Source organism: Marichromatium gracile (genome assembly GCF_004343155.1).
In the GTDB taxonomy this organism is placed as follows: domain Bacteria; phylum Pseudomonadota; class Gammaproteobacteria; order Chromatiales; family Chromatiaceae; genus Marichromatium; species Marichromatium gracile.
Genome location: NZ_SMDC01000002.1, coordinates 298,913 through 319,234, shown reverse-complemented (window position 1 = coordinate 319,234; position 20,322 = coordinate 298,913). Strand labels below are relative to the sequence as shown.

Below are 20,322 nucleotides of genomic sequence, written 5' to 3'. Positions count from 1 at the left end.
GCTGACCGTCATCGCCATGCTCGGCAACGTCTTCTCGCCCTACTACGCCTGGCGCCGACGTCGCGCCGCCCCCAACCTCGACCCCTTCGATCACTGCGCGCTCAACGTGGTGCTCTACGGGCGTGACGGCAAGAAACGCTGGGCGATGACCGAGCGTGGTCGCGGCGCACTGCACCAGAGCGCCGATACCCTGCGCATCGGCCCGAGCGGCCTGCACTGGGACGGCGAGGCGCTGACCATCGACGTCGACGAACTCACCGTCCCCCTGCCCTCGCGACTGCGCGGACGCATCCGCGTCCATCCCAGCGCCATCAACCCGCAGGACTTCGTGCTCGACGGCAAGGCTCGTCATCGCTGGTGGCCGATCGCCCCGGTCGCGCGGGTCGAACTCGACTTCCAGAATCCCGGCCTGCGCTGGAGCGGCGCCGGTTATCTCGACTCCAACCGCGGCGAGGAGCCGCTGGAGGCCGGATTCCAGCGCTGGGACTGGTCGCGTGCGGCGCTCAGCGAGGGTGCCGCCACCCTCTACGATGCCACCGAGCGCGATGGTCGCAACAGCCAGCTGGCGCTGCGCTTCGCGCGCAACGGCGAGGTCGAGCAGGTGGCGCCGCCACCACGGGCGGCGCTGCCGACGGCCAGCGTCTGGCGGGTCGGACGCGGCACCCAGTGTGAGGCCGGCGATCAGGCGCGGGTGGTGCAGACGCTGGAGGACACCCCCTTCTACGTCCGCTCGGTGGTCGAGACCCGACTCTGCGGCGAGCGCGTCGAGTCGGTGCACGAGAGCCTCGATCTCGATCGCTTCGCCGCCAACTGGGTACAGATGCTGCTGCCCTTCCGCATGCCGCGCAAGACCTGGGACTGAACCCACGCATCCTCGGCGTACTATTTAATAAGGTGTCACACAACAACGCCGCGCCGGATCCGATCCGGCGCGGCGTTGTTGTCTCGACGGGCTGCGACAGCCGATCAGCCGATCAGCCGCGCGCCGAGGACATCGCCAACTGACCGGCGCGGGCACGCGCGGCCTCGCTGGCGGCGCGCTCACGCGCCTCGAGCTCCTCGAACAACTCGAGCACCCGTACCACCTTGCCACCGACGCCCGTGTTCTGCGCACGCATGTGCACCGGGGTGGCCTCGACCACGGCATCGACCAGGAAGCGGGTCTCCTCCAGCGCAGGCGCCGCGACATAGCGCGCGGTCAGCATGGTACTGCCAAGGATCGGGGCGAGCAGCTGCATCTTGCGCGGTGCCGGCACCACCGCGCGACTCGTGATCGAGTCGAGCCCCTGGCGCTCGAGCTGACGCCCGATCTCGGCATAGAGATAGCGCGCGGCGTTGATCCCGGCGCGACACCCTACCGGCAACCCGGCGATGCCGACGTCGGCGCGCCGGTAGAGCGCGTCGGCGGTATCCAGCATGCGTCGGATCACCGAGGCCAGGGCGTCGTTGAACACCGGGTCGGCGAGCCAGGCATCGGGGTCGATACCGGCCTCGCGCATCCACTGCTTGGGCAGATAGAGCCGACCGGCGCGGGCATCCTCGCCGACGTCGCGACAGATGTTGGTCAGCTGCATGGCGACGCCGAGGTCACAGGCGCGGGCCACCTGATCGGCCTCGCGCGCACCCATCAGGGTCGCCATCATCGCGCCGACGGTCGAGGCGACCCGGGCCGAGTAGGCATAGACCCCGGAGATGTCCTCGAAGCGACGCTCCTCGGCATCCCACTCGAAGCCCTCGAGCAGGGCCTCGAGCAGCACCTTGGGCATGGCGTACTGGACCACCACGTCGGCCAGCGCGCGATCGGCGGGATCGTCGATCGGGTTGCCGTCGTAGATGCGGTCGAGCCGCGCACGCAGCCCGGTGAGGGCGCGCGCCTTGCCAGCGGCATCGGGCACGAAGTCGATCGCGTCGTCGGCGATCCGGCAGAAGGCATAGAGCGCGATCGCCGGCTCGCGGATGCGCTGCGGCAACAGGAAGGAGGCCGCGTAGAAGGAACGCGACCCACAGCGCAGCAGCTCCCGGCAGGCAGCGAGATCGTCCGCCGAGGCGTGACCCGGCGACGGATTCAGGACATTAAGCGAAGGCTGAAACATCGGGCACCACCGTATCGAGGACACGGGCCGAGGAGATGACGCCGGGAATCCCTGCACCCGGATGCGTCCCCGCACCGACCAGATAGAGACCTTTGACGTCCTCACTGACATTGTGCGGGCGGAACCACGCACTCTGGGTGAGGGTCGGCTCGAAACTGAACCCGGCCCCGAGATAGGAGTTGAGCCTGTCCTGGAAGTCCTGCGGCGTGGTGACCAGCGAGGTCGCAATCTGGTCCTCCAGGCCGGGCAGCACGGTATCGCTGAGATAACGGGCGATCTTGGCCCGATACTCCTCGGCCACCGTGGCCCAGTCGGTGCCGCTCTCGAGGTGCGGAACCGGGGACAGGGCATAGAAGGTGTCGCACCCCTCGGGGGCGAGACTCGGATCGGTCGCCGTCGGGCGATAGAGGTAGAGGCTGAAGTCCTCGGCCAGACGCTTGTGCTGGAAGATGTCCTCGATCAGCTCGCGATAGCGCGGGCCGAGCAGGATGGTGTGGTGCTTGACGTCGGGGTACTGGCGCTTGGTGCCGAAGTACCAGACGAACAGCCCGGCGGAGAACCTGGAACGCTCGACCTTGCGATCGGTCCAGTGACGACGCACCGTCGCCGGCAGCAGCCGACGATAGGTGTTGGCCGCGTCGGCGTTGGAGACCACGATATCGGCGGCGATCTCCTCGCCCGAGGTCAACCGCACGCCGGTGGCGCGCCGACGCGAGTCGACCATGATCTGCTCGACCTCGGCCTTGTAGCGGATCTCGCTGCCCTGCCCCTCGATCAGGTCGACCATGCCGCGCACCAGGGCGCCGGTGCCGCCCATCACCGAGTGCACGCCCCACTTGCGCTCGAGGAAGGAGATCAGGGTGTAGATCGAGGTGACCTTGAAGGGGTTGCCACCGACCAGCAGCGGGTGGAAGGAGAGCACCTGGCGGATATAGGGGTCCTTGATGTACTTCGAGACCATGCCGTAGACGGTGCGGTAGCTCTGCTTGAGCACCATGTCCGGCACGATCTTGGCCATATCGGTCCAGGAGGTGAAGGGGATGTGTGCGAGGTCCTCGAAGCCGACCTTGAACACCCCCTCGCTGTACTTCATGAAGCGATCGTAGCCCTCGACGTCGTCCGGCGAGTACTGCGCGATCTGCGCCTTCACCGCCTCGGGATCGCCGCTGTAATCGAACACCTTGCCGTCGTCGAAACGGATCCGGTAGAAGGGATCCATCAAGCGCAGATCGATGTCGTCGGAGAACTTGCGCCCGCACAGCGACCACAACTCCTCGAGCAGGAAGGGAGCGGTGACGATGGTCGGGCCAGCGTCGAAAGAGAAACCGTCGCGATGGTGCATGTAGGCACGCCCGCCCGGCGCGTCGAGCCGTTCGAGCATGGTGACCCGATAACCGCGCGCGCCAAGGCGAATCGCCGCGGCCAGACCACCGAACCCGGTGCCGATCACGATCGCGTGGGGCTTGGCGCCCGTCACGCCCTTGGAAACCTGTGGAGCCGCAAGTGTCAAGTCTCTAATACCCAATCTAGTGTCAAGATGGCTTGACATTATAGCAGCATGACCGCCCCGTCCACCCCGGCGGCGCCTTTTGAAACTTGATCGGAATCAGCTCGGATCGGGCAGCAGACCAGCCCGCCCGAGCAGCTCGCCGATCAGCACCGCGACATCCTGCGGACGCTCCTCGTGAGCCAGGTGCCCGAGCCCGGACAGACGATGGATCTCGGTGCTCGGCAGCCGCTCGCGCACCCGCTCGGCCTCGCGCGGCGAGACCGTGCCGTCGTTCTCGCCGACGACCAGAAACAGCGGCGGCGCGAGTTCGGGGAGTGCCCGGGCGAGCGGCTCCAGGTCCCAGTTGGCCATCATCGTCAGGGTGGCGCGGATATGATCGGGATCGGCGACCAGCCGTCGGTAGAACTCGATCCCGGCCTCGTCGAGCCGCGAACCGGTATTGGCCACCAGTCCCTCGATGGCCTTGCGGTCGAGCGCATGCCAGGAGAGAAAGCGCGAGACCACCGGCACCGAGGCGAACAGCTGCGCGGTCGGCGAGAACACCCGCCCGGGCACCCCGCGCCAGGGCAGCAACGCGCCGTTGAGCGCGACCAGGGCATGCGGTACGAACCGCGCCTCGAGCACGGCACGCACCATGATCGCCGCCCCGGCCGAGTGCCCGATGACTGCGACGGGGCGGTGTCCGATACGTTCGAGCAGCGCGCCGAGCGCGGCACTCATCCCCGGCAGCGACATCTGCGCGTAGGGCAAGGCCTCGGTGAAGCCATGACCGGGCAGGTCGGGGGCGATGATGGTGAAGCGCTCGGCCAGCAGCGGCGCGAGATCGCGCCAGGAGTGGGTCGAGGCGCCGGTGCCGTGGAGCAGCAGCAACACCGGCCCCTGCCCCATCAGCTGGACGTGCCAGCGGATCCCGCCGGCGGTGACGAAGCGACTGGCGCCTCGGTTCGGCCAACTGTCGCCGTCGCGCGTCCAGTCGAGCCGTCTGGTCAGGGTGAATCGCATCCCTTTCACCTCCTTCGGCAAGACGTTCGGCAAACCCGATGAACGCTCGCGCCCGACCATCCCTGGGGTGGTCGGGCGCGAGCGCGGGGCCTCAGCCGGTCGCCACGCGAACCGCCTGGTTCAACGCACCGGCATCGGCATGCGGCAGCGGCAGGTAACGCGCACCCATCTCGGCGGCGAGCTCGCGCCCCTGCTGCTGCGGACGTGGCGAGGTGTCGATCACCATGGCGCTCATCTCCTGCGCCCGCACCGCCCGCGCCGCGGCCTTGGCCTCGTCGAAGGCGCGCGCCCGACCACCGGCGCCATCGCGCGCCACGTTGGCGCGACCGTCGGTCATCAGGATCAGGATCGGGGTACCGCCACGACGCTGGATCGAGTCGGCCATCATCATCCCCAGATCGATCCCCGAGGCCAGCGGCGTACCGCCGCCACCGGGCAGCCCGGCGAGGGTGCGCTTGGCACGCACCAGCGAGCGGGTCGGCGGCAGCAACACCTCGGCGCCCTTGCCGCGGAAGGCGATCAGGGCCACCTGGTCACGGCGCACATAGCAGTCGGCCAGCAACATCTCGACGGCACCCTTGGCCTCGGCGAGACGGTGCAGCGCCGAGGAGCCCGAGGCGTCGACCATGAAGATGGTCGTGGTCTCGGAGCGGTGCTTGAAGCGGGTGATGCGGAAGTCGTCCTGACGCACCTCGATGCGCGAGGACTCGATGCCGCGTCGCGCCCGCTCCTCGCGCCGCAACCGCTGCCAGGGCGCCGCGGCGCGCAGGGTCTCGACGACGTTGAGCTTGAGCCCGGAACGCAGCTCGCCGCGCAGCACCCCGGCCGGACGACCGCGGGTCGGCGCGTTCTGTATCGCACCGGCCTTGCCGGTGGCGCGCGAACGCGAGCGACGCAGGGTGCCGAGCTGGAGCTGCGAGAGCAGATCGGCGGGGATCGCCGCCTTGGCCGCATCGAGCACGGTGTCCTCGAGTTCCTGCGGCTCTTGCTGCTGCTCCTCGGACTGGTTCTGCTCCTGCTCCTCGGGCTCTTCCGGCGGTGGCGGCGGCTCCTCGGGCGGCTGCTCCTCGCTCGGCGGCAGCTGGGTGGCACGCGGCGCCAGCACCAGACGCGCGGCGACGGCCAGGTCCTCGGCCTCCACCTGGTCGCGACCCTCGAGCGCCGCCGAGGCGCAGGCGACCCGACAGGCGAACAGCGATGCACGCAGCGAGGGGATACCGAGCGCCAGCGCGGTACCGCACAGCGCCTCGAGCTGCTCCTCGTCGAGGGTCAGCCCGGCGAGACGCGCGCGCGCCTGCACCACGTCCTCGGGATCGTAGTCGCAGGCGATCGCCTCGTGGACGCGGATGTGGGTGAGATCGACGTGGAAGGCGAGACGATCGAGCAGCGCATTGAGCAGCCCCTCGTCCTCGCCCACGCCCTCGTCGAGCGCGACCACCGCGAAGCGCGACGGGGTGCGCATCGCCAGGCCGTCGCGTTCGAGCACCACCTCGCCCGAGTCGAAGGCCATGGTCAGGCGCGCGGCGGTATGGGCCGAGATGCGCTCGGCCATCGCCAGCTCCACCAGACCACCATCGGCCTCCACCAGCAGGCCACGTTCGGCGATCGGGCGACCGGCGTTGAGGGTCGCGGCCAGATCGAGGCCGCCGAGCAGGCGACCGTCGGAGACGTGCAGCGGGATGCGGCGATGCGGCGCCTCGGGCGGCTGCAGATCGCGCATCAGGCTCAGCCACTGCTCACGCACCGGGCCGGCGAGGGCCCGTAGCGCGACGCCGCCGGTCCCGACCGGATCGACGCTCATCAGGGCCGCAGCCAGCACCGCATCATCCCACGCGGACAGGCCCGCCCCGGCCGGGGGCGGACCCGCGTCGACGCCTTGATCGGCGGCGGGATTCGCGGCGGTCATGTTCATTCCCCGAACAGTTCCGCCACGGCGCGCTCGACCCGGCTGGTGGAACCGGACTCGTCGAGCGGATCGCGACGCAGACGGTGACGCAGCGCCGAGGTGGCGACCTCCTTGAGGTGGCGGTCGACGACCTCGGTGTCGCCCTGCAGCGCGGCCAGGCCACGCGCGGCGCGGATCAGGGTGAGCTCGCCGCGCAACCCGTCGGTGCCGAGCTTCATGCACAGTTCGCCGGCGCGCTCGAGGGTCGCATCCGGCACCTCGACGCTGGGCAGCAGCTCACGCGCCTTCTGGATCTGGCGACGCACCTTGCCGTCCTGACGCTTCCACTTCTCGACGAAGGCGTTGGGATCGCGCTCGAAGGCGTCGCGCAGCCGCACCACCTTCATCCGGGTGGGCAGGTCCTGCGGGGTCTTGACCTCGACGGACAGACCGAAGCGGTCCTGCAGCTGCGGGCGCAGCTCGCCCTCCTCGGGGTTACCGGAGCCGACCAGCACGAAGCGCGCCGGGTGACGGACACTCAGGCCCTCGCGCTCGACCAGGTTCTGACCCGAGGCGGCAACGTCGAGCAGCGAGTCGACCAGATGGTCCTCGAGCAGGTTAACCTCGTCGATGTAGAGGAAGCCGCGATGGGCACGCGCCAGCAGACCCGGCTCGAAGGCCTTCTCGCCCTTGGTCAGGGCGCGCTCGAGGTCGAGGGCGCCGATCACGCGGTCCTCGGTGGCACCGAGCGGCAGGTCGACCACCGGCACCGGCACCTGACGGCTCTTCAGCGTCCGGCCCGCAGCGCGCTTGGCGCGGCAGTCCTCACACAGGACGTCATCGCTGGCCTCGGGGTCGCACTGATAGGTGCAATCGACGGCGCGCATCTTCGGCAGCAGGGCGGCCAGGCCACGGATCGCGGTGGACTTGCCGGTGCCGCGGTCGCCGAATACCAGTACACCGCCGATCGAGGGATCGATGGCAGCGATCAATAAGGAGCGTTTCATCTCCTCCTGGGCGACAACGGCGGAAAACGGGAACGGGATGGGCATAACGCTGCAAACCTTGTTGCTTAGTCTGTTCGGCGCAAACGGCCAGATTGAGCGGACACGCCCAAGACCGTCGCGCACACAGGCGCTTGCTGGACGTTGTCCCGATGAACCATGGAGCCGGTCGCGCGGCGCGCAGCCCGCCCCAAGCCTTATTCGATCAAGTTCGCGACCCTAGCGCCCCTGCTCGACCGTGGTCAAGCCGACAGGATCAATCACCGGCGAGAATCCCCGAAAGGCGCGTGGTTTCCATGACCGGGGCCGATGGACTGAGCGCGACCATTTGCGGCAGACTGCACGCCGCCCACGGCGGTCCCCCGACGACCGCCCTCCAAGCCACTCCGGGCAACGCCCGGCGCAGACCGACGCGCGCGGCGTGCCCATCGACCACGAGGAGATCCAGCATGCCGATCCGTCATCCCGCAGCCAGCCAGCACTCGCACGAGGCGCAGCGATGAATCAGTCCGCCGCCCCCGTCGCCGAGGGCCCGTCCAAGGGCATGGGTCAGATCTCGCTGCTCAGCAACGACGAGCGACTCCAGGGTCGCCCCCGTCTGTGCAGCGACTGCGGGCTGTGCGACAGCACGCTCAAGCCGCAGATGACCCAGGCGTGCATGTTCGTCAACAACCAGACCGACGCCATCGAGCAGCGCCTGTTCGGTCGCAGCCGCGGCGACGGCGACGAGCTGCTGTTCGGCTGCTACCGCGCCACCTATGCCGCGCGCATGCGCGCCCCGCGTCCCGGCGCACAGTGGAGCGGCATGGTCACCACCCTCGGCGCGCGGCTGCTCGAACGCGGCGAGGTCGAGGCGGTGATCACCACCGCCGCCGCCCCCGGCACCCGCTTCAAGGCCCAGCCGATCCTCGCCCGTACCCCCGAGGAGGTGCTCGCCACCGCCGGCAACAAGCCCAGCCTGTCGCCCAACCTCGGGCTGCTCGACCTGGTGCGCGAGCAGGGCATCAAGCGCCTGGCCTTCATCGGCACCGGCTGCCAGGTGCACGCGCTGCGCGCGATCGAGTCCGAGCTCGGACTCGAGGCGCTGTACGTGATCGGCATCCCCTGCAGCGACAACGTCTCCTACCCCGATCTCGAATACTTCCTCGAGCAGATCTCGCGCTCACCCAAGACCGTGGTCCATCACGAGTTCATGCAGGACTTCAGTCTCTGGCTGCGCCACGAGGACGGCGCGGTCGAGCGGGTCAACTACATCGACTTCCCGATGGACAAGCTCCACGGCATCTTCCCCTCGGCCTGTCTGTCCTGCTTCGACTACCCCAACGCGCTGAGCGACCTGACCATCGGCTACATGGGCGCGGAACTCGGCTGGCAGTGGGTGATGGCGCGCACCGAGCGCGGCGAGCGGATGTTCGAGATGCTGCGCCCCGAACTCGAGTTCGGCACCCTCACCGAGGGCGGCAACCGCACCCGCGGCATGCCGCGCTTCATGGAGCGGCTCAACCACCCGCCCGGCACCGGGCGCCCGCCGCTGCTCATCCGCAAGCTGGTCGCCTGGCTGCAACGCAACCGTGGACCACGCGGACTGGAGTTCGCCCGCGCGGTGATCGAGATGAAGCTGCTGCGCAACCTCAACCATGTGCGCAGCAAGTTCGAGCGTCAGGAATCGCGGGTGGTGCCGGGCTTCGTCTATCGCGCCCTCGCCCCCTACGCCGAGCACTATCGCGAGCTGTTCGATCGCGACCTGGCCCCGCGCGACTGACCCCGGCTCAGACGACCGGCGCCGCGCGCGCCGGCGTCGGCTCCTGGAACTGCAGCGCGGCGAGGCGCGCATAGAGCCCGCCCTCGGCGATCAGCGCCTCGTGGCCTCCGGCGGCGGCGATGCGTCCGCCGTCGATCACCAGGATGCGGTCGGCGTTGCGCACCGTCGCCAGCCGGTGAGCGATGACGATGCTGGTGCGCCCGCGCATCAGCTCCTCGAGCGCCTGCTGCACCAGGCGCTCGCTCTCGGCGTCGAGCGCGCTGGTCGCCTCGTCGAGCAGCAGCAGCGCCGGGTCGCGCAGGATGGTGCGGGCGATGGCGATCCGCTGGCGCTCCCCCCCTGAGAGCTGCACCCCGCGCTCGCCGAGATCGGTGTCGAAGCCCTGCGGCAGGCGATCGAGGAACTCGGTCGCGTGCGCCGCCTCGGCGGCGCGACGCACCTCGGCGTCGGTCGCCGACTCCATACCGTAGCGGATGTTCTCCCAGGCACTGGTGGCGAAGATCACCGGGTCCTGCGGCACCAGCCCGATCCGTCCACGCAGCTCGCGCGGGTCGAGTGCGCGCAGATCGACGCCATCGAAACACACCCTGCCGGCGCTCGGGTCGTAGAAGCGCAACAACAGCTGGAACAGGGTCGACTTGCCCGCCCCCGAGTGCCCCACCAGCGCCACCCGCTCGCCCGGGCGCACCACCAGCGAGAGCGCATCCAACGCCGGGGTATCGGGACGCGAGGGGTAGCAGAAGCGCACCGCGTCGAAACGGACCTCGCCGCGCGCCGGCCGCGGCAGCGCCACCGGGTCGCTCGGCGCGGCGATCGCCGGGCGTGCCTCGAGCAGCTCCATCAACCGCTCGCTGGCTCCGGCACCGCGCAGCAGCTGGCCGAGCAGCTCGCTGAGCGAACCGACCGCACTGGCCACCAGGATGGCGTAGAACAGGAAGGCCGAGAGTTCGCCGCCGCTGAGGGCCCCGTCGAGTACCTGGTGACCGCCGATCCACAGCACCACACCGATCGCGCCGAAGGTCAGCAGGGTGGCGATCCCGGCAAGCAAGGCGCTGGTCAGCGAGCGCTGACGGGCCACCTCGAAGGCCGACTCCACCTGCTCGCCGTAACGACGCCGATCGAGCGGCTCGTGACCGCAGGCCTGCACGGTGCGGATGCCGTGGATCACCTCATCGACATAGGCCGCGACATCGGCCACCCGATCCTGACTGGCGCGCGAGAGACGGCGCACCCGATGCCCCAGCAGCCAGGCCGGGCCGATCACCAGCGGCACCCCGAGCAGCACCAACCCGGTCAGGCCCGGGCTGGTCACCGCCAGCATGGCGATGCCGCCGAGCATCATCAGCGAGGTGCGCAGCGCCATCGCCAGGGTCGAGCCCACCACCACCTGCAGCAGCGCGGTATCACTGGTCAGTCGCGAGATCACCTCGCCGGTGCGGGTGGTCTCGAAGAAGCCGACATCGAGTCCCAGCACCCGATCGAAGACCGCGCGCCGGATGTCGGCAACCACCCGCTCGCCGATCCAGTTGAGCAGATAACTGCGCGCCATCATCGCCCCGGCGGTGAGCACCACCACGGCGAGAAACAGCAGCAACGAACGATCGAGCGCCACCGCCGAGCCGCTCGACAGCCCGCGATCGACCACCACCCGGATCACCTGACCGAAGGCCAGCACCGACCCGGCGGCGAACAGCAACGCGGCGAGCGCGGCGAGCAGGCGCCAGCGATAAGGCAGGGTGAAGCGCAGCAGACGCGCCAAGGCACGCAGATCGCGGGTGCCCGGACGATCGGGCGCGACGGAGGATGATCGGGACATGGGATTCCTTACAGCAAAGCGGACAACGAAAGGAGAACGACCGAGGGCCGGGACTCAGCCGCGTTCGAGCGCGCGCCACTGGCGCAGCAGCAACAACGCCGCCCAGAGCAGCGCGGCGAGCATCAGCAGGGCGCCGAGCAGATGACTGGCCTGAGCGAGCGCGCGATCGAGATGCAACAGCCCGGTCTCGGTTAATAGGTATTCCCAGTCGTGAAATCCATAGGGCGCGGTCTGTCCGGTGTTGCCGCCGAGCAGCGGCAACACCCCGGCGCGGGCATCGGCGACATAGGGCGCGATATCGAGGAAGTTCTCCCCGAACCACCACAGACAGACGCTGGCCCCGAAGGGGTCACGAGTACGCAGCAGCAGCACCAGCAGACAGATCAGCGGCATCAGCAGCTGCCCCAGGGTGCCGCCGAGCGAGCCGATGAAGTCGCCGAGCGGGGCGAAGATGACGTGCCCGGCCTCGTGGAAGGGCAGATTGACCAGATGCAGCAGCGATTCGCCGACAACATTGCTCGACACCGGCGCGGCCATCAGCCGCAGCCCCCAGACCAGCAGCACGCACCAGAGCAGGACGCGGAGCGCCAGCACCGGCGCGCCACCGGCCGGGGGTACGCCGAGCAGCAGCTCGCTCACGCGCCACGACGCCCGCCGCCGGCCCCGGCGCGCTGGACGCGCCGGGGCCTCGCCCGCGGGCGGGTGATGCTTGTAGTACTTGGCGAAGACCAGCCCGCAGGCCGTGCAGATGTCGGCGTGATCGGACTGCTCGGCACGACACTTGGGGCATTGCATGACGGATCAGCGGTGACGCCCCGCGAGCGCGCGCTAGAGCATCTCCTCGCGGAACTCGCGCAGCACCACGCCCCACCAGTCGAAGGTATCCTCGAGGTTGCGCGGGGTGACGCCGTAGTTGAGGTTGACGGCGAACTCCAGCACCGCATCGCCCTCGTCGTCGATATAGGCCTTGCCGAAGCGCTTGTCGCGATTCCAGCGGTTGACGTCCTCGAGGGTCAGGCCGGGCTGTTCCCAACCGGCATAGAACAGGATGTCCTTGCAGTCCTTGCCGTCATCGCAGCCATAGAAGGTCACCAGATAGATGACCCCGAACATCCGCCCACGGATACGCGGGTCGCCGACACTGTCGGTCTGCAACTCGGCGCTGCCGAAACCCTTGGCCGCCGTCAGCACCGCCTCGGGATCGGCCGCGCTCACCAGATCACGCGCCAGCGCGCCCCCACACCACAGCGCCGCCACCAGACCAGCGGTCAGCAGTCCACGAATACGCATCATTCCCCCTCCTCGCATCAGGCCAGTCGGGAGCGGACACCTAACTCCGCCCCCAACGATGAACCCCGACTCAAGGCCGGGGATGCGCCGGACATCCCGCGCACGGCTCAAGTATAAGCCGCGATCGCCACGGCGCGGCGATCAGCCCAGCGTACCGGCCAGGGCGCGAATGGCGTCGCGATTGGTCCAGGAGGCGGTGAGCCGCGCGGCGGCACCCGCCGGCACCCAGCGGTACTCGAGGTGCTCGCGCGGATTGAGCCGCACCAACCGCCGGGTCTCGAGCACCAGCGCGAACCAGTACTCGCGATTGAAGCAGACGTTGGGGGCATAGCGCTTGCGCCAGGCGCGCACGATCGGGAACAGCGCCGACTGATGCAGGTCGATCAGCCGCCCGCCGGCACGCAGCCCGGTCTCCTCGTAGACCTCGCGCGCCGCGGCCTGACGCGGGCTCTCGCCGGCATCGAGGCTGCCGGTGACCGACTGCCAGAAGGCCAGCGGACGCGCCCGACGGAGCATCAGGAACTCGCCCCCGCGGGTACAGATGACCACCAGCACCGACTGCGGGCGCTTGCGCGGCAGCCGGCTCATTGCCTCTGCCTCCGCCTCGCTCACCCTGAGCTGACGCAGGATCCCGGGATCCACACACTTGGCCATCAACATTACCTGTCTTGGTTCGGCCTCGGCGTCACGACCGGCGGCCTGAGGGAGAAATGAGCACACGCCACCTCGCGGTGGCGCGTGTTGCCGACGCCCGCGACGGGCGTGCGGGCGGGAGCGACGGGCTCAGCCGCGCTGGCGCAGACGCAGCGCCAGCTCCTTGAGCTGCGCCTCGTCGACCGCCGAGGGGGCGTCGGTGAGCAGACAGGCCGCGGTCTGGGTCTTGGGGAAGGCCATGACGTCGCGGATCGACTGCGCGCCGGTCATCAGCATCACCAGACGGTCGAGACCGAAGGCGATGCCACCGTGCGGCGGGCAGCCGAACTTGAGCGCCTGGAGGAGGAAGCCGAAGCGCTCCTCGGCCTGCTCGTCGCTGATCTTGAGCAGTTCGAAGACCTGGCGCTGCACCGCCTCGCGGTGGATACGGATCGACCCACCGCCGACCTCGGTGCCGTTGAGCACCATGTCGTAGGCACGCGACAGACAGCGGCCCGGATCACTGGAGAGGCTGTCGAGCTGCTCCTCCTTGGGCGCGGTGAAGGGATGGTGCAGGGCCACCCAGCGATCGGCGTTGGGATCGTGCTCGAACATCGGGAAATCGACCACCCACAGCGGGTGCCAGCCCTCGGCCATCAGCCCGCGATCCTCGCCGAGCTTGACGCGCAGCGCGCCGATCGACTCGTTGACCACCCGCGCCTTGTCGGCGCCGAAGAAGATCAGGTCGCCGTCCTCGGCGCCGGTGCGCGCCATGATGCCCTCGACGGTGGCATCGGGGAGGAACTTGAGGATCGGCGACTGCAGCCCCTCGCGCCCCTTGGTCGACCACTCGTTGACCTTGATGTAGGCCAACCCCTTGGCGCCGTAGATACCGACGAACTGGGTGTAGCCGTCGATCTCCTTGCGCGTGAGCGAGCCGCCGCCGGGCAGGCGCAGCGCCGCCACGCGGCCCTCGGGGTCCTGGGCGGGAGCGGCGAAGACCTTGAACTCGACCCCGTCCATCAGATCGGCGACGTCGATCAGCTCCAGCGACACGCGCAGGTCGGGACGGTCGGAGCCGTAGCGACGCATCGCCTCGGCATAGGTCATGCGCGGGAAGGGGTTGGGCAGGGTCTCGCCGTTGACCTCCTCGAAGAGGGTGCGGATCATCGACTCCATCAGCCCCATCAGCGTCTCCTCGTCGACGAAGGAGGCCTCGATGTCGAGCTGGGTGAACTCGGGCTGACGGTCGGCGCGCAGGTCCTCGTCGCGGAAGCAGCGCGCGACCTGGTAGTAGCGATCCATCCCGGACATCATCAGCAGCTGCTTGAACAGCTGCGGCGACTGCGGCAGGGCGAAGAACTCACCGGGGTGGGTGCGGCTGGGCACCAGATAGTCGCGCGCGCCCTCGGGGGTCGACTTGGTGAGGATCGGGGTCTCGATATCGAGGAAGCCGTGCTCGTCGAGGAAGCGACGCATCACCCGGGTGACCTGGCTGCGGGTACGCAGCCGCGCCTGCATCTCGGGGCGTCGCAGATCGAGATAGCGGTAGCGCAGCCGCACCTCCTCGGAGGCGTCGGCGGCATGGCTCTCGAGCTGGATCGGCGGCGTGGCCGCAGCGTTGAGGATCTCCAGCTCCAGGCCCAGCACCTCGATCTCGCCGGTGGGGAGATCGGGGTTGACGGTGCCCTCGGGACGCGGCCGCACCCGACCCTTGACGCGCAGTACGAACTCGCTGCGGACCTGCTCGGCGCGGGCGAAGATCTCGGCGCGATCGGGGTCGAACACCACCTGCACCAGACCGTCGCGGTCGCGCAGGTCGACGAAGATCACCCCGCCGTGGTCGCGGCGCCGATGCACCCAGCCGCAGAGCACGACCTCCTGGCCGTCATGGCTGCCGTTCAAGTCCCCACAGTAGTGCGTGCGCATCGTTCTATCGCCCCATTGTCCTGAAAGTCGTCGTTGATCGTTCGCGGCGCCGCGTCATCGCGCAGTCGCTCGCCTGGGGCCGAGTGCCCCGCCCCCGGACGGCGTCGGCGTCCGGGACATGAGAAACCAAAAAACCGCGCTGGGCGCGCCAGCGCGGCTTGCGGCTCGAACAGGGGGGACCGGCCTCACGGCGCATCGCCGACGGCGGGTGCCGCTTCGTATCAACCCCCCTCGCGGGGGCGAGAAGATACTGAAGCGGCGGGCGCACACGCAAGCACGACCCCCGCGAGCCGGGTCAGGCGGCCTTGTCGGACCCGCCGCTCGAGCCCTCGTGCAGGTTTTTCTTCTTGCCCTGCTTGAAGTCGGTCTCGTACCAGCCGCCGCCCTTGAGGCGGAAGCCGGCTGCCGAGATCTGCTTCTTGAGTTCGGACTTGCCGCAGGCGGGACAGTCGGTCAGCGGCGCATCGCTGATCTTCTGCATCGCCTCCATCTCGTGTCCGCACGCCTCGCAGCGATATTCATAGATCGGCATTGATCATACCTCGTCATCGGATAAACAACGGCGGTCGCGGCCCATCGACCGTGCGCCGATACCATGAGGGGTTGCGGGCCAGCATGGAATTGGCCTTCAATGACAGCCCCTCGAAACCAGGTTTGAGCCAGGACGCCATGCCCTCGACCCGTCAGCCCTCGATCCTCATCACCGGTTGCTCCAGCGGCATCGGCGCGCACTGCGCCGAGGGGCTGGCGCGCCGCGGCTGGCGAGTGATCGCCTCGGCGCGCGCCGAGACCGATGTCGAGCGCTTGGCCGCCAGCGGCCTGGAGGCGGTGCGCATCGACCTCGACGACTCGTCGAGCATCGCCGCGGGGCTCGAGCAGGCGCTCGCGCTCACCGGCGGCAGGCTCGATGCGCTGTTCAACAACGGCGCCTACGGCCAGCCCGGCGCGGTCGAGGACCTCAGTCGCGCGGCGCTGCGCGCGCAGCTCGAGACCAACCTCCTCGGCTGGCACGAGTTGACCTGCCGGGTGATCCCGGTGATGCGCCGTCAGGGAGAGGGCCGCATCGTCCAGAACAGCTCCATCCTCGGGCTCATCCCACTGCCCTTCCGCGGCGCCTATGTCGCCAGCAAGTATGCGCTCGAGGGTCTGACCGACACCCTGCGCCTGGAGCTGCGCGGCAGCGGCATCACGGTCTCGCTGATCGAGCCGGGACCGATCGCCAGCCGCTTCCGCGACAACGCCCATCGCGCCTTTCGCGACCACATCGACGTCGAGCACAGCGTCCATCGCGACGCCTATGTCCGCGCCGAGCAACGACTGACCAAGGCGGGCAAGGCGCAGCCCTTCACCCTGCCGCCCGAGGCGGTGTTGCGCGCACTGGTCCACGCCATTGAGAGCCCGCGTCCCCGCCCGAGATATTATGTCACCTTGCCGACCCATGTGCTCGGCGGGCTGAGACGGGTCCTGTCGACCCGCGCGCTCGACTGGCTGCTGGCGCGGGTCTCGCGCGGCGGCGCCGGCTGAGCGACGCCGCGCGCGGGGTCAGATGTATTCGACCTCGAGGATCTCGAACTCGCGCACCCCGCCGGGGGCATCGACCGAGGCGACATCGCCCTCGCTCTTGCCGATCAGGCTGCGCGCGATCGGCGAGGAGACCGAGATCATCCCCAGCTTGAGGTCGGCCTCGTCCTCGCCGACGATCCGATACTTGAGCTCCTGATCCTTGTCCAGCTCGAGCACGTGCACGGTCGCGCCGAACACCACCCGCCCCGTCTTCGGCAACGTCGTGACATCGATGATCTGCGCGTTGGAGAGCTTCGACTCGATGTCCTTGATACGACCCTCGATGAAGCCCTGCTGCTCGCGCGCGGCGTGATACTCGGCGTTCTCCTTGAGATCGCCGTGCTCGCGCGCCTCGGCGATCGCCTCGATCACGCGCGGACGCTCGACCCGCTTGAGCTGGTCCAATTCTTCACGCAATTTCTCAGCGCCTCTCGCGGTCAGAGGTACCTGGGTCATGGGTGATTCCCTCGTATGGATGGACCGCGTGCCGGGGCGCGCGGTCGTTCGGGCCCGTTGCGGACCCCAAAAAGACAAAAAGAGACCACGGGCACCCCGTGCGGGGCGCCCGTTCGGCCTGGATCAATGGAGATCTTGTAACCGATTGACGGTGCAGATGTCCAGTTGCTTGAGCGCCAGACAGGTCGCCTCGGCACCGGCGATGGTGGTGGTGTAGCACACCTTGTGCTGGAGCGCGGCGCGACGGATCTCGGCGGAGTCGGCGATCGCCTGGGCACCCTCGGTGGTGTTGACGATCAGGCTGACCTCCTTGTTCTTGATCATGTCGACCAGGTGCGGACGCCCCTCGGCGACCTTGTTCACCCCGACGCACTCGAGCCCCGCCTCACGCACCGCCGCAGCAGTGCCGTGGGTGGCATAGAGGCTGAAGCCGAACTCGATGAGATCGCGGGCGACGCGCAGCAGTCGCGGCTTGTCGGCATCACGCACGCTCAGCAGCGCCTTGCCGCCACGCCCCGGCAGCAGCGAACCGGCGCCCTCCTGGGCCTTGGCATAGGCCTCGCCGAAGGTGTCGCCGACGCCCATCACCTCGCCGGTGGACTTCATCTCCGGGCCCAGCACGGTGTCGACGCCGGGGAACTTGACGAAGGGGAACACCGCCTCCTTGACGAAGTAATGCTTGGGCCGACTCTCGCGCTCGTAGCCCTGCTCGGCCAGCGAGCGACCGGCCATGCAGCGCGCGGCGACCTTGGCCAGCGGCACGCCGATCGACTTGGAGACGAAGGGCACGGTGCGCGAGGCGCGCGGGTTGACCTCGAGGATGTAGATTTCCTCGCCCTTGACCGCGAACTGGGCGTTCATCAGACCGACGACGTTGAGCGCGCGCGCCATCTTCGCCATCTGCTCGCGCATCCGGTCCTGGATCGAGGCCGGCAGGGTGTAGGGCGGCAGCGAGCAGGCCGAATCGCCCGAGTGCACGCCGGCCTGCTCGATGTGCTCCATGATGCCGCCGATGAGCACGTCCTGGCCGTCGCTGATGGCGTCGACGTCGACCTCGATGGCGTCATCGAGGAAGCGATCGAGCAGCACCGGCGACTCGTTGGAGACGCGCACCGCCTCGCGCATGTAGCGCTCGAGATCGGCCTCCTCGTAGACGATCTCCATCGCCCGACCGCCGAGCACGTAGGACGGACGCACCACCAGCGGGTAGCCGATGTCGGCAGCGAGCGCCACCGCCTCGGCCTCGCTGCGCGCGGTCGCGTTCGGCGGCTGCAGCAGACCCAGATCCTGGATCATGTGCTGGAAGCGCTCGCGGTCCTCGGCCAGGTCGATGCTGTCCGGGGTGGTGCCGATGATCGGCACCCCGGCGGCCTCGAGTGCGCGGGCGAGCTTGAGCGGGGTCTGGCCGCCGTACTGCACGATCACGCCGCGCGGGCGCTCGCACTCGACCACCTCGAGTACGTCCTCCAGGGTGAGCGGCTCGAAGTAGAGCCGGTCGGAGGTGTCGTAGTCGGTCGAGACCGTCTCCGGGTTGCAGTTGACCATGATGGTCTCGTAGCCGTCCTCGCGCATGGCGAAGGCGGCGTGGACGCAGCAGTAGTCGAACTCGATGCCCTGGCCGATCCGGTTGGGGCCGCCGCCGAGGACCATGATCTTCTCGCGATCGCTCGGTTCGGCCTCGCACTCCTCCTCGTAGGTGGAGTAGAGATAGGCGGTGGTGGCAGCGAACTCGGCCGCGCAGGTGTCGACGCGCTTGAACACCGGGCGCACGCCGAGGGCGTGACGGCGGGCGCGGATGGCGTCCTCGGTGGTCTCGAGCAGCCGTGCGATGCGACGATCGGAGAAGCCCTGACGCTTGAGCTGACGCAGCCGCTCGGCATCGAGCCCGTCGAACCCGGCGGCGACCAGCGCGCGCTCGCTGGCGATCAGGTCCTCGATCTCGGCGAGGAACCAGGGCTCGATCTTGCTCAGCTCGTGGATGTCCTCGAGCGAGAGCCCCATGCGGAAGGCATCGGCGACGTAGAACAGCCGATCGATACCGGCCTGGCGCAGCTCCTGGCGCAGCTTGGCCATGGCCTCGGAGTCGGCGGGATCGACGATCTCCTCGAGTCCGTACTTGTCGATCTCGAGCCCGCGCAGCGCCTTCTGCAGCGATTCCTGGAAGGTGCGACCGATCGCCATCACCTCGCCGACCGACTTCATCTGGGTGGTCAGACGGGCATCGGCCTGGGCGAACTTCTCGAAGGCGAAGCGCGGGATCTTGGTGACCACGTAGTCGATGGTCGGCTCGAACGAGGCCGGGGTGGCGCCGCCGGTGATGTCGTTGCGCAGCTCATCGAGGGTATAACCGACGGCGAGCTTGGCCGCGACCTTGGCGATCGGGAAGCCGGTGGCCTTGGAGGCCAGCGCCGAGGAGCGCGAGACGCGCGGATTCATCTCGATGACGATCATCCGCCCGTTCTCGGGGTTGATCGCGAACTGGACGTTGGAGCCACCGGTGTCGACACCGATCTCGCGCAGCACCGCCAGCGAGGCGTCGCGCATGATCTGGTATTCCTTGTCGGTGAGCGTCTGCGCCGGGGCGACGGTGATCGAGTCGCCGGTGTGCACGCCCATCGGATCGAGGTTCTCGATCGAGCAGATGATGATGCAGTTGTCCGCGCGGTCGCGGACCACCTCCATCTCGTACTCCTTCCAGCCGAGCACCGATTCCTCGATCAGCAGCTCGCGGGTCGGCGAGAGATCCAGCCCGCGGCGACAGATCTCCTCGAACTCCTCCTGGTTATAGGCGATGCCGCCACCGCTGCCGCCCATGGTGAAGGACGGACGGATGATCGCCGGGAAGCCGATCGAGGCCTGGACCTGATTGGCCTCCTCGAGGCTGTGGGCGATCGCCGAGCGCGGCATGTCGAGGCCGATCTTGCGCATCGCCTGACGGAACAGGTCGCGGTCCTCGGCCTTGTCGATGGCCTCGCGCGAGGCGCCGATCAGCTCGACGCCGTACTCCTCGAGCACGCCCTCGCGCACCAGATCGAGCGCGCAGTTGAGCGCGGTCTGGCCACCCATGGTCGGCAACAGCGCATCCGGGCGCTCACGCTCGATGATCGCCGCCACCGCGCGCCAGGTGACCGGCTCGATATAGGTGGCGTCGGCCATCTCGGGGTCGGTCATGATGGTGGCCGGGTTCGAGTTCACCAGAATGACCCGATACCCCTCCTCCCGCAGCGCCTTGCAGGCCTGGGCGCCGGAGTAGTCGAACTCGCAGGCCTGGCCGATGACGATGGGGCCAGAGCCAATGATCAGGATGCTGTGGATGTCAGTACGCTTTGGCATTCTGTTAGTTTCTTGAGATCCGAGAATGGATGTACGTGAACGCAAA

General features: G+C 68.7%; 16 protein-coding genes. 3 read left to right on the top strand and 13 right to left on the bottom strand.

Annotated elements, in window-relative coordinates; all coding sequences use genetic code 11:
• Positions 1 to 16 precede the first annotated feature (16 nt).
• Complete coding sequence (locus tag EDC29_RS04420; RefSeq protein WP_242465916.1) at positions 17 to 862, top strand: carotenoid 1,2-hydratase; 846 nt, start codon at positions 17 to 19, stop codon at positions 860 to 862.
• A gap of 112 nt (positions 863 to 974) precedes the next feature.
• On the opposite strand, the gene EDC29_RS04415 is transcribed toward EDC29_RS04420, so the two are convergent.
• The 5 genes from EDC29_RS04415 to bchI form a co-directional block, all read right to left on the bottom strand.
• Entirely contained in the window at positions 975 to 2,093 is a 1,119-nt protein-coding gene (locus EDC29_RS04415) for a phytoene/squalene synthase family protein (RefSeq protein WP_132228724.1), read from the bottom strand.
• Positions 2,074 to 3,603 carry a phytoene desaturase gene (locus EDC29_RS04410; protein WP_123143406.1) on the bottom strand — a complete coding sequence of 510 codons (1,530 nt, stop codon included), beginning with the start codon at positions 3,601 to 3,603 and terminating at the stop codon, positions 2,074 to 2,076. Before EDC29_RS04410 ends, EDC29_RS04415 begins: the two co-directional genes overlap by 20 nt.
• 96 nt (positions 3,604 to 3,699) lie before the next feature.
• Positions 3,700 to 4,605 carry an alpha/beta fold hydrolase BchO gene (gene bchO / locus EDC29_RS04405; RefSeq protein ID WP_123141420.1) on the bottom strand — a complete coding sequence of 302 codons (906 nt, stop codon included), beginning with the start codon at positions 4,603 to 4,605 and terminating at the stop codon, positions 3,700 to 3,702.
• Positions 4,606 to 4,696: 91 nt separating this feature from the next.
• On the bottom strand, positions 4,697 to 6,517 hold the full coding sequence (locus EDC29_RS04400; RefSeq protein ID WP_123141419.1) for a magnesium chelatase subunit D: 1,821 nt from the start codon (positions 6,515 to 6,517) through the stop codon (positions 4,697 to 4,699).
• Positions 6,514 to 7,542, bottom strand: coding sequence for a magnesium chelatase ATPase subunit I (gene bchI, locus EDC29_RS04395; RefSeq protein WP_123143403.1), 1,029 nt, complete (start codon positions 7,540 to 7,542; stop codon positions 6,514 to 6,516). Before bchI ends, EDC29_RS04400 begins: the two co-directional genes overlap by 4 nt.
• Before the next feature lie 451 nt (positions 7,543 to 7,993).
• Here bchI and EDC29_RS04390 point away from each other — a divergent pair, with 451 nt between their 5' ends.
• A complete protein-coding gene (locus tag EDC29_RS04390; protein ID WP_132228722.1) occupies positions 7,994 to 9,256 on the top strand; it encodes a Coenzyme F420 hydrogenase/dehydrogenase, beta subunit C-terminal domain in 1,263 nt (420 codons plus the stop codon).
• 7 nt (positions 9,257 to 9,263) lie between these two features.
• On the opposite strand, the gene EDC29_RS04385 is transcribed toward EDC29_RS04390, so the two are convergent.
• From EDC29_RS04385 to EDC29_RS04360, 6 genes are all read right to left on the bottom strand, one after another.
• Positions 9,264 to 11,072 (bottom strand): ABC transporter transmembrane domain-containing protein, encoded by a 1,809-nt coding sequence (locus EDC29_RS04385; protein WP_132228720.1) that lies wholly within the window; start codon positions 11,070 to 11,072, stop codon positions 9,264 to 9,266.
• 54 nt (positions 11,073 to 11,126) lie between these two features.
• Entirely contained in the window at positions 11,127 to 11,867 is a 741-nt protein-coding gene (locus EDC29_RS04380) for a zinc ribbon domain-containing protein (protein WP_132228718.1), read from the bottom strand.
• Positions 11,868 to 11,900: 33 nt separating this feature from the next.
• Entirely contained in the window at positions 11,901 to 12,362 is a 462-nt protein-coding gene (locus tag EDC29_RS04375) for a YbjN domain-containing protein (protein ID WP_062272637.1), read from the bottom strand.
• 141 nt (positions 12,363 to 12,503) lie between these two features.
• A complete protein-coding gene (nudB, locus tag EDC29_RS04370; RefSeq protein ID WP_123141486.1) occupies positions 12,504 to 12,950 on the bottom strand; it encodes a dihydroneopterin triphosphate diphosphatase in 447 nt (148 codons plus the stop codon).
• A 195-nt stretch (positions 12,951 to 13,145) separates the two neighbouring features.
• A complete protein-coding gene (gene aspS / locus EDC29_RS04365) occupies positions 13,146 to 14,924 on the bottom strand; it encodes an aspartate--tRNA ligase (protein WP_123141451.1) in 1,779 nt (592 codons plus the stop codon).
• Positions 14,925 to 15,219: 295 nt separating this feature from the next.
• Entirely contained in the window at positions 15,220 to 15,456 is a 237-nt protein-coding gene (locus EDC29_RS04360; protein ID WP_123141452.1) for an FmdB family zinc ribbon protein, read from the bottom strand.
• Between the two features lie 137 nt (positions 15,457 to 15,593).
• Between EDC29_RS04360 and EDC29_RS04355 the strand changes: the two genes are divergently transcribed.
• The gene (locus EDC29_RS04355) at positions 15,594 to 16,448 is read left to right on the top strand and encodes an SDR family oxidoreductase (protein ID WP_132228716.1); all 855 of its coding nucleotides are present in this window, start codon (positions 15,594 to 15,596) and stop codon (positions 16,446 to 16,448) included.
• A gap of 18 nt (positions 16,449 to 16,466) precedes the next feature.
• Here EDC29_RS04355 and greA read toward each other — a convergent pair whose 3' ends face one another.
• The gene (gene greA, locus EDC29_RS04350) at positions 16,467 to 16,943 is read right to left on the bottom strand and encodes a transcription elongation factor GreA (RefSeq protein WP_062272541.1); all 477 of its coding nucleotides are present in this window, start codon (positions 16,941 to 16,943) and stop codon (positions 16,467 to 16,469) included.
• A gap of 123 nt (positions 16,944 to 17,066) precedes the next feature.
• Complete coding sequence (gene carB / locus EDC29_RS04345) at positions 17,067 to 20,276, bottom strand: carbamoyl-phosphate synthase large subunit (RefSeq protein WP_132228714.1); 3,210 nt, start codon at positions 20,274 to 20,276, stop codon at positions 17,067 to 17,069.
• Between the last annotated feature and the right edge of the window lie 46 nt (positions 20,277 to 20,322).

Excerpts from the sequence above, each read along its gene's own strand:
- EDC29_RS04420 (WP_242465916.1), top strand. The coding sequence starts at position 17 with ATGCTCGGCAACGTCTTCTCGCCCTACTACGCCTGGCGCCGACGTCGC.
- EDC29_RS04415 (WP_132228724.1), bottom strand. The coding sequence starts at position 2,093 with ATGTTTCAGCCTTCGCTTAATGTCCTGAATCCGTCGCCGGGTCACGCC.
- bchO (WP_123141420.1), bottom strand. The coding sequence starts at position 4,605 with ATGCGATTCACCCTGACCAGACGGCTCGACTGGACGCGCGACGGCGAC.
- EDC29_RS04400 (WP_123141419.1), bottom strand. The coding sequence starts at position 6,517 with ATGAACATGACCGCCGCGAATCCCGCCGCCGATCAAGGCGTCGACGCG.
- bchI (WP_123143403.1), bottom strand. The coding sequence starts at position 7,542 with ATGCCCATCCCGTTCCCGTTTTCCGCCGTTGTCGCCCAGGAGGAGATG.
- EDC29_RS04390 (WP_132228722.1), top strand. The coding sequence starts at position 7,994 with ATGAATCAGTCCGCCGCCCCCGTCGCCGAGGGCCCGTCCAAGGGCATG.
- EDC29_RS04385 (WP_132228720.1), bottom strand. The coding sequence starts at position 11,072 with ATGTCCCGATCATCCTCCGTCGCGCCCGATCGTCCGGGCACCCGCGAT.
- EDC29_RS04380 (WP_132228718.1), bottom strand. The coding sequence starts at position 11,867 with ATGCAATGCCCCAAGTGTCGTGCCGAGCAGTCCGATCACGCCGACATC.
- EDC29_RS04375 (WP_062272637.1), bottom strand. The coding sequence starts at position 12,362 with ATGCGTATTCGTGGACTGCTGACCGCTGGTCTGGTGGCGGCGCTGTGG.
- nudB (WP_123141486.1), bottom strand. The coding sequence starts at position 12,950 with ATGAGCCGGCTGCCGCGCAAGCGCCCGCAGTCGGTGCTGGTGGTCATC.
- aspS (WP_123141451.1), bottom strand. The coding sequence starts at position 14,924 with ATGCGCACGCACTACTGTGGGGACTTGAACGGCAGCCATGACGGCCAG.
- EDC29_RS04360 (WP_123141452.1), bottom strand. The coding sequence starts at position 15,456 with ATGCCGATCTATGAATATCGCTGCGAGGCGTGCGGACACGAGATGGAG.
- EDC29_RS04355 (WP_132228716.1), top strand. The coding sequence starts at position 15,594 with ATGCCCTCGACCCGTCAGCCCTCGATCCTCATCACCGGTTGCTCCAGC.
- greA (WP_062272541.1), bottom strand. The coding sequence starts at position 16,943 with ATGACCCAGGTACCTCTGACCGCGAGAGGCGCTGAGAAATTGCGTGAA.
- carB (WP_132228714.1), bottom strand. The coding sequence starts at position 20,276 with ATGCCAAAGCGTACTGACATCCACAGCATCCTGATCATTGGCTCTGGC.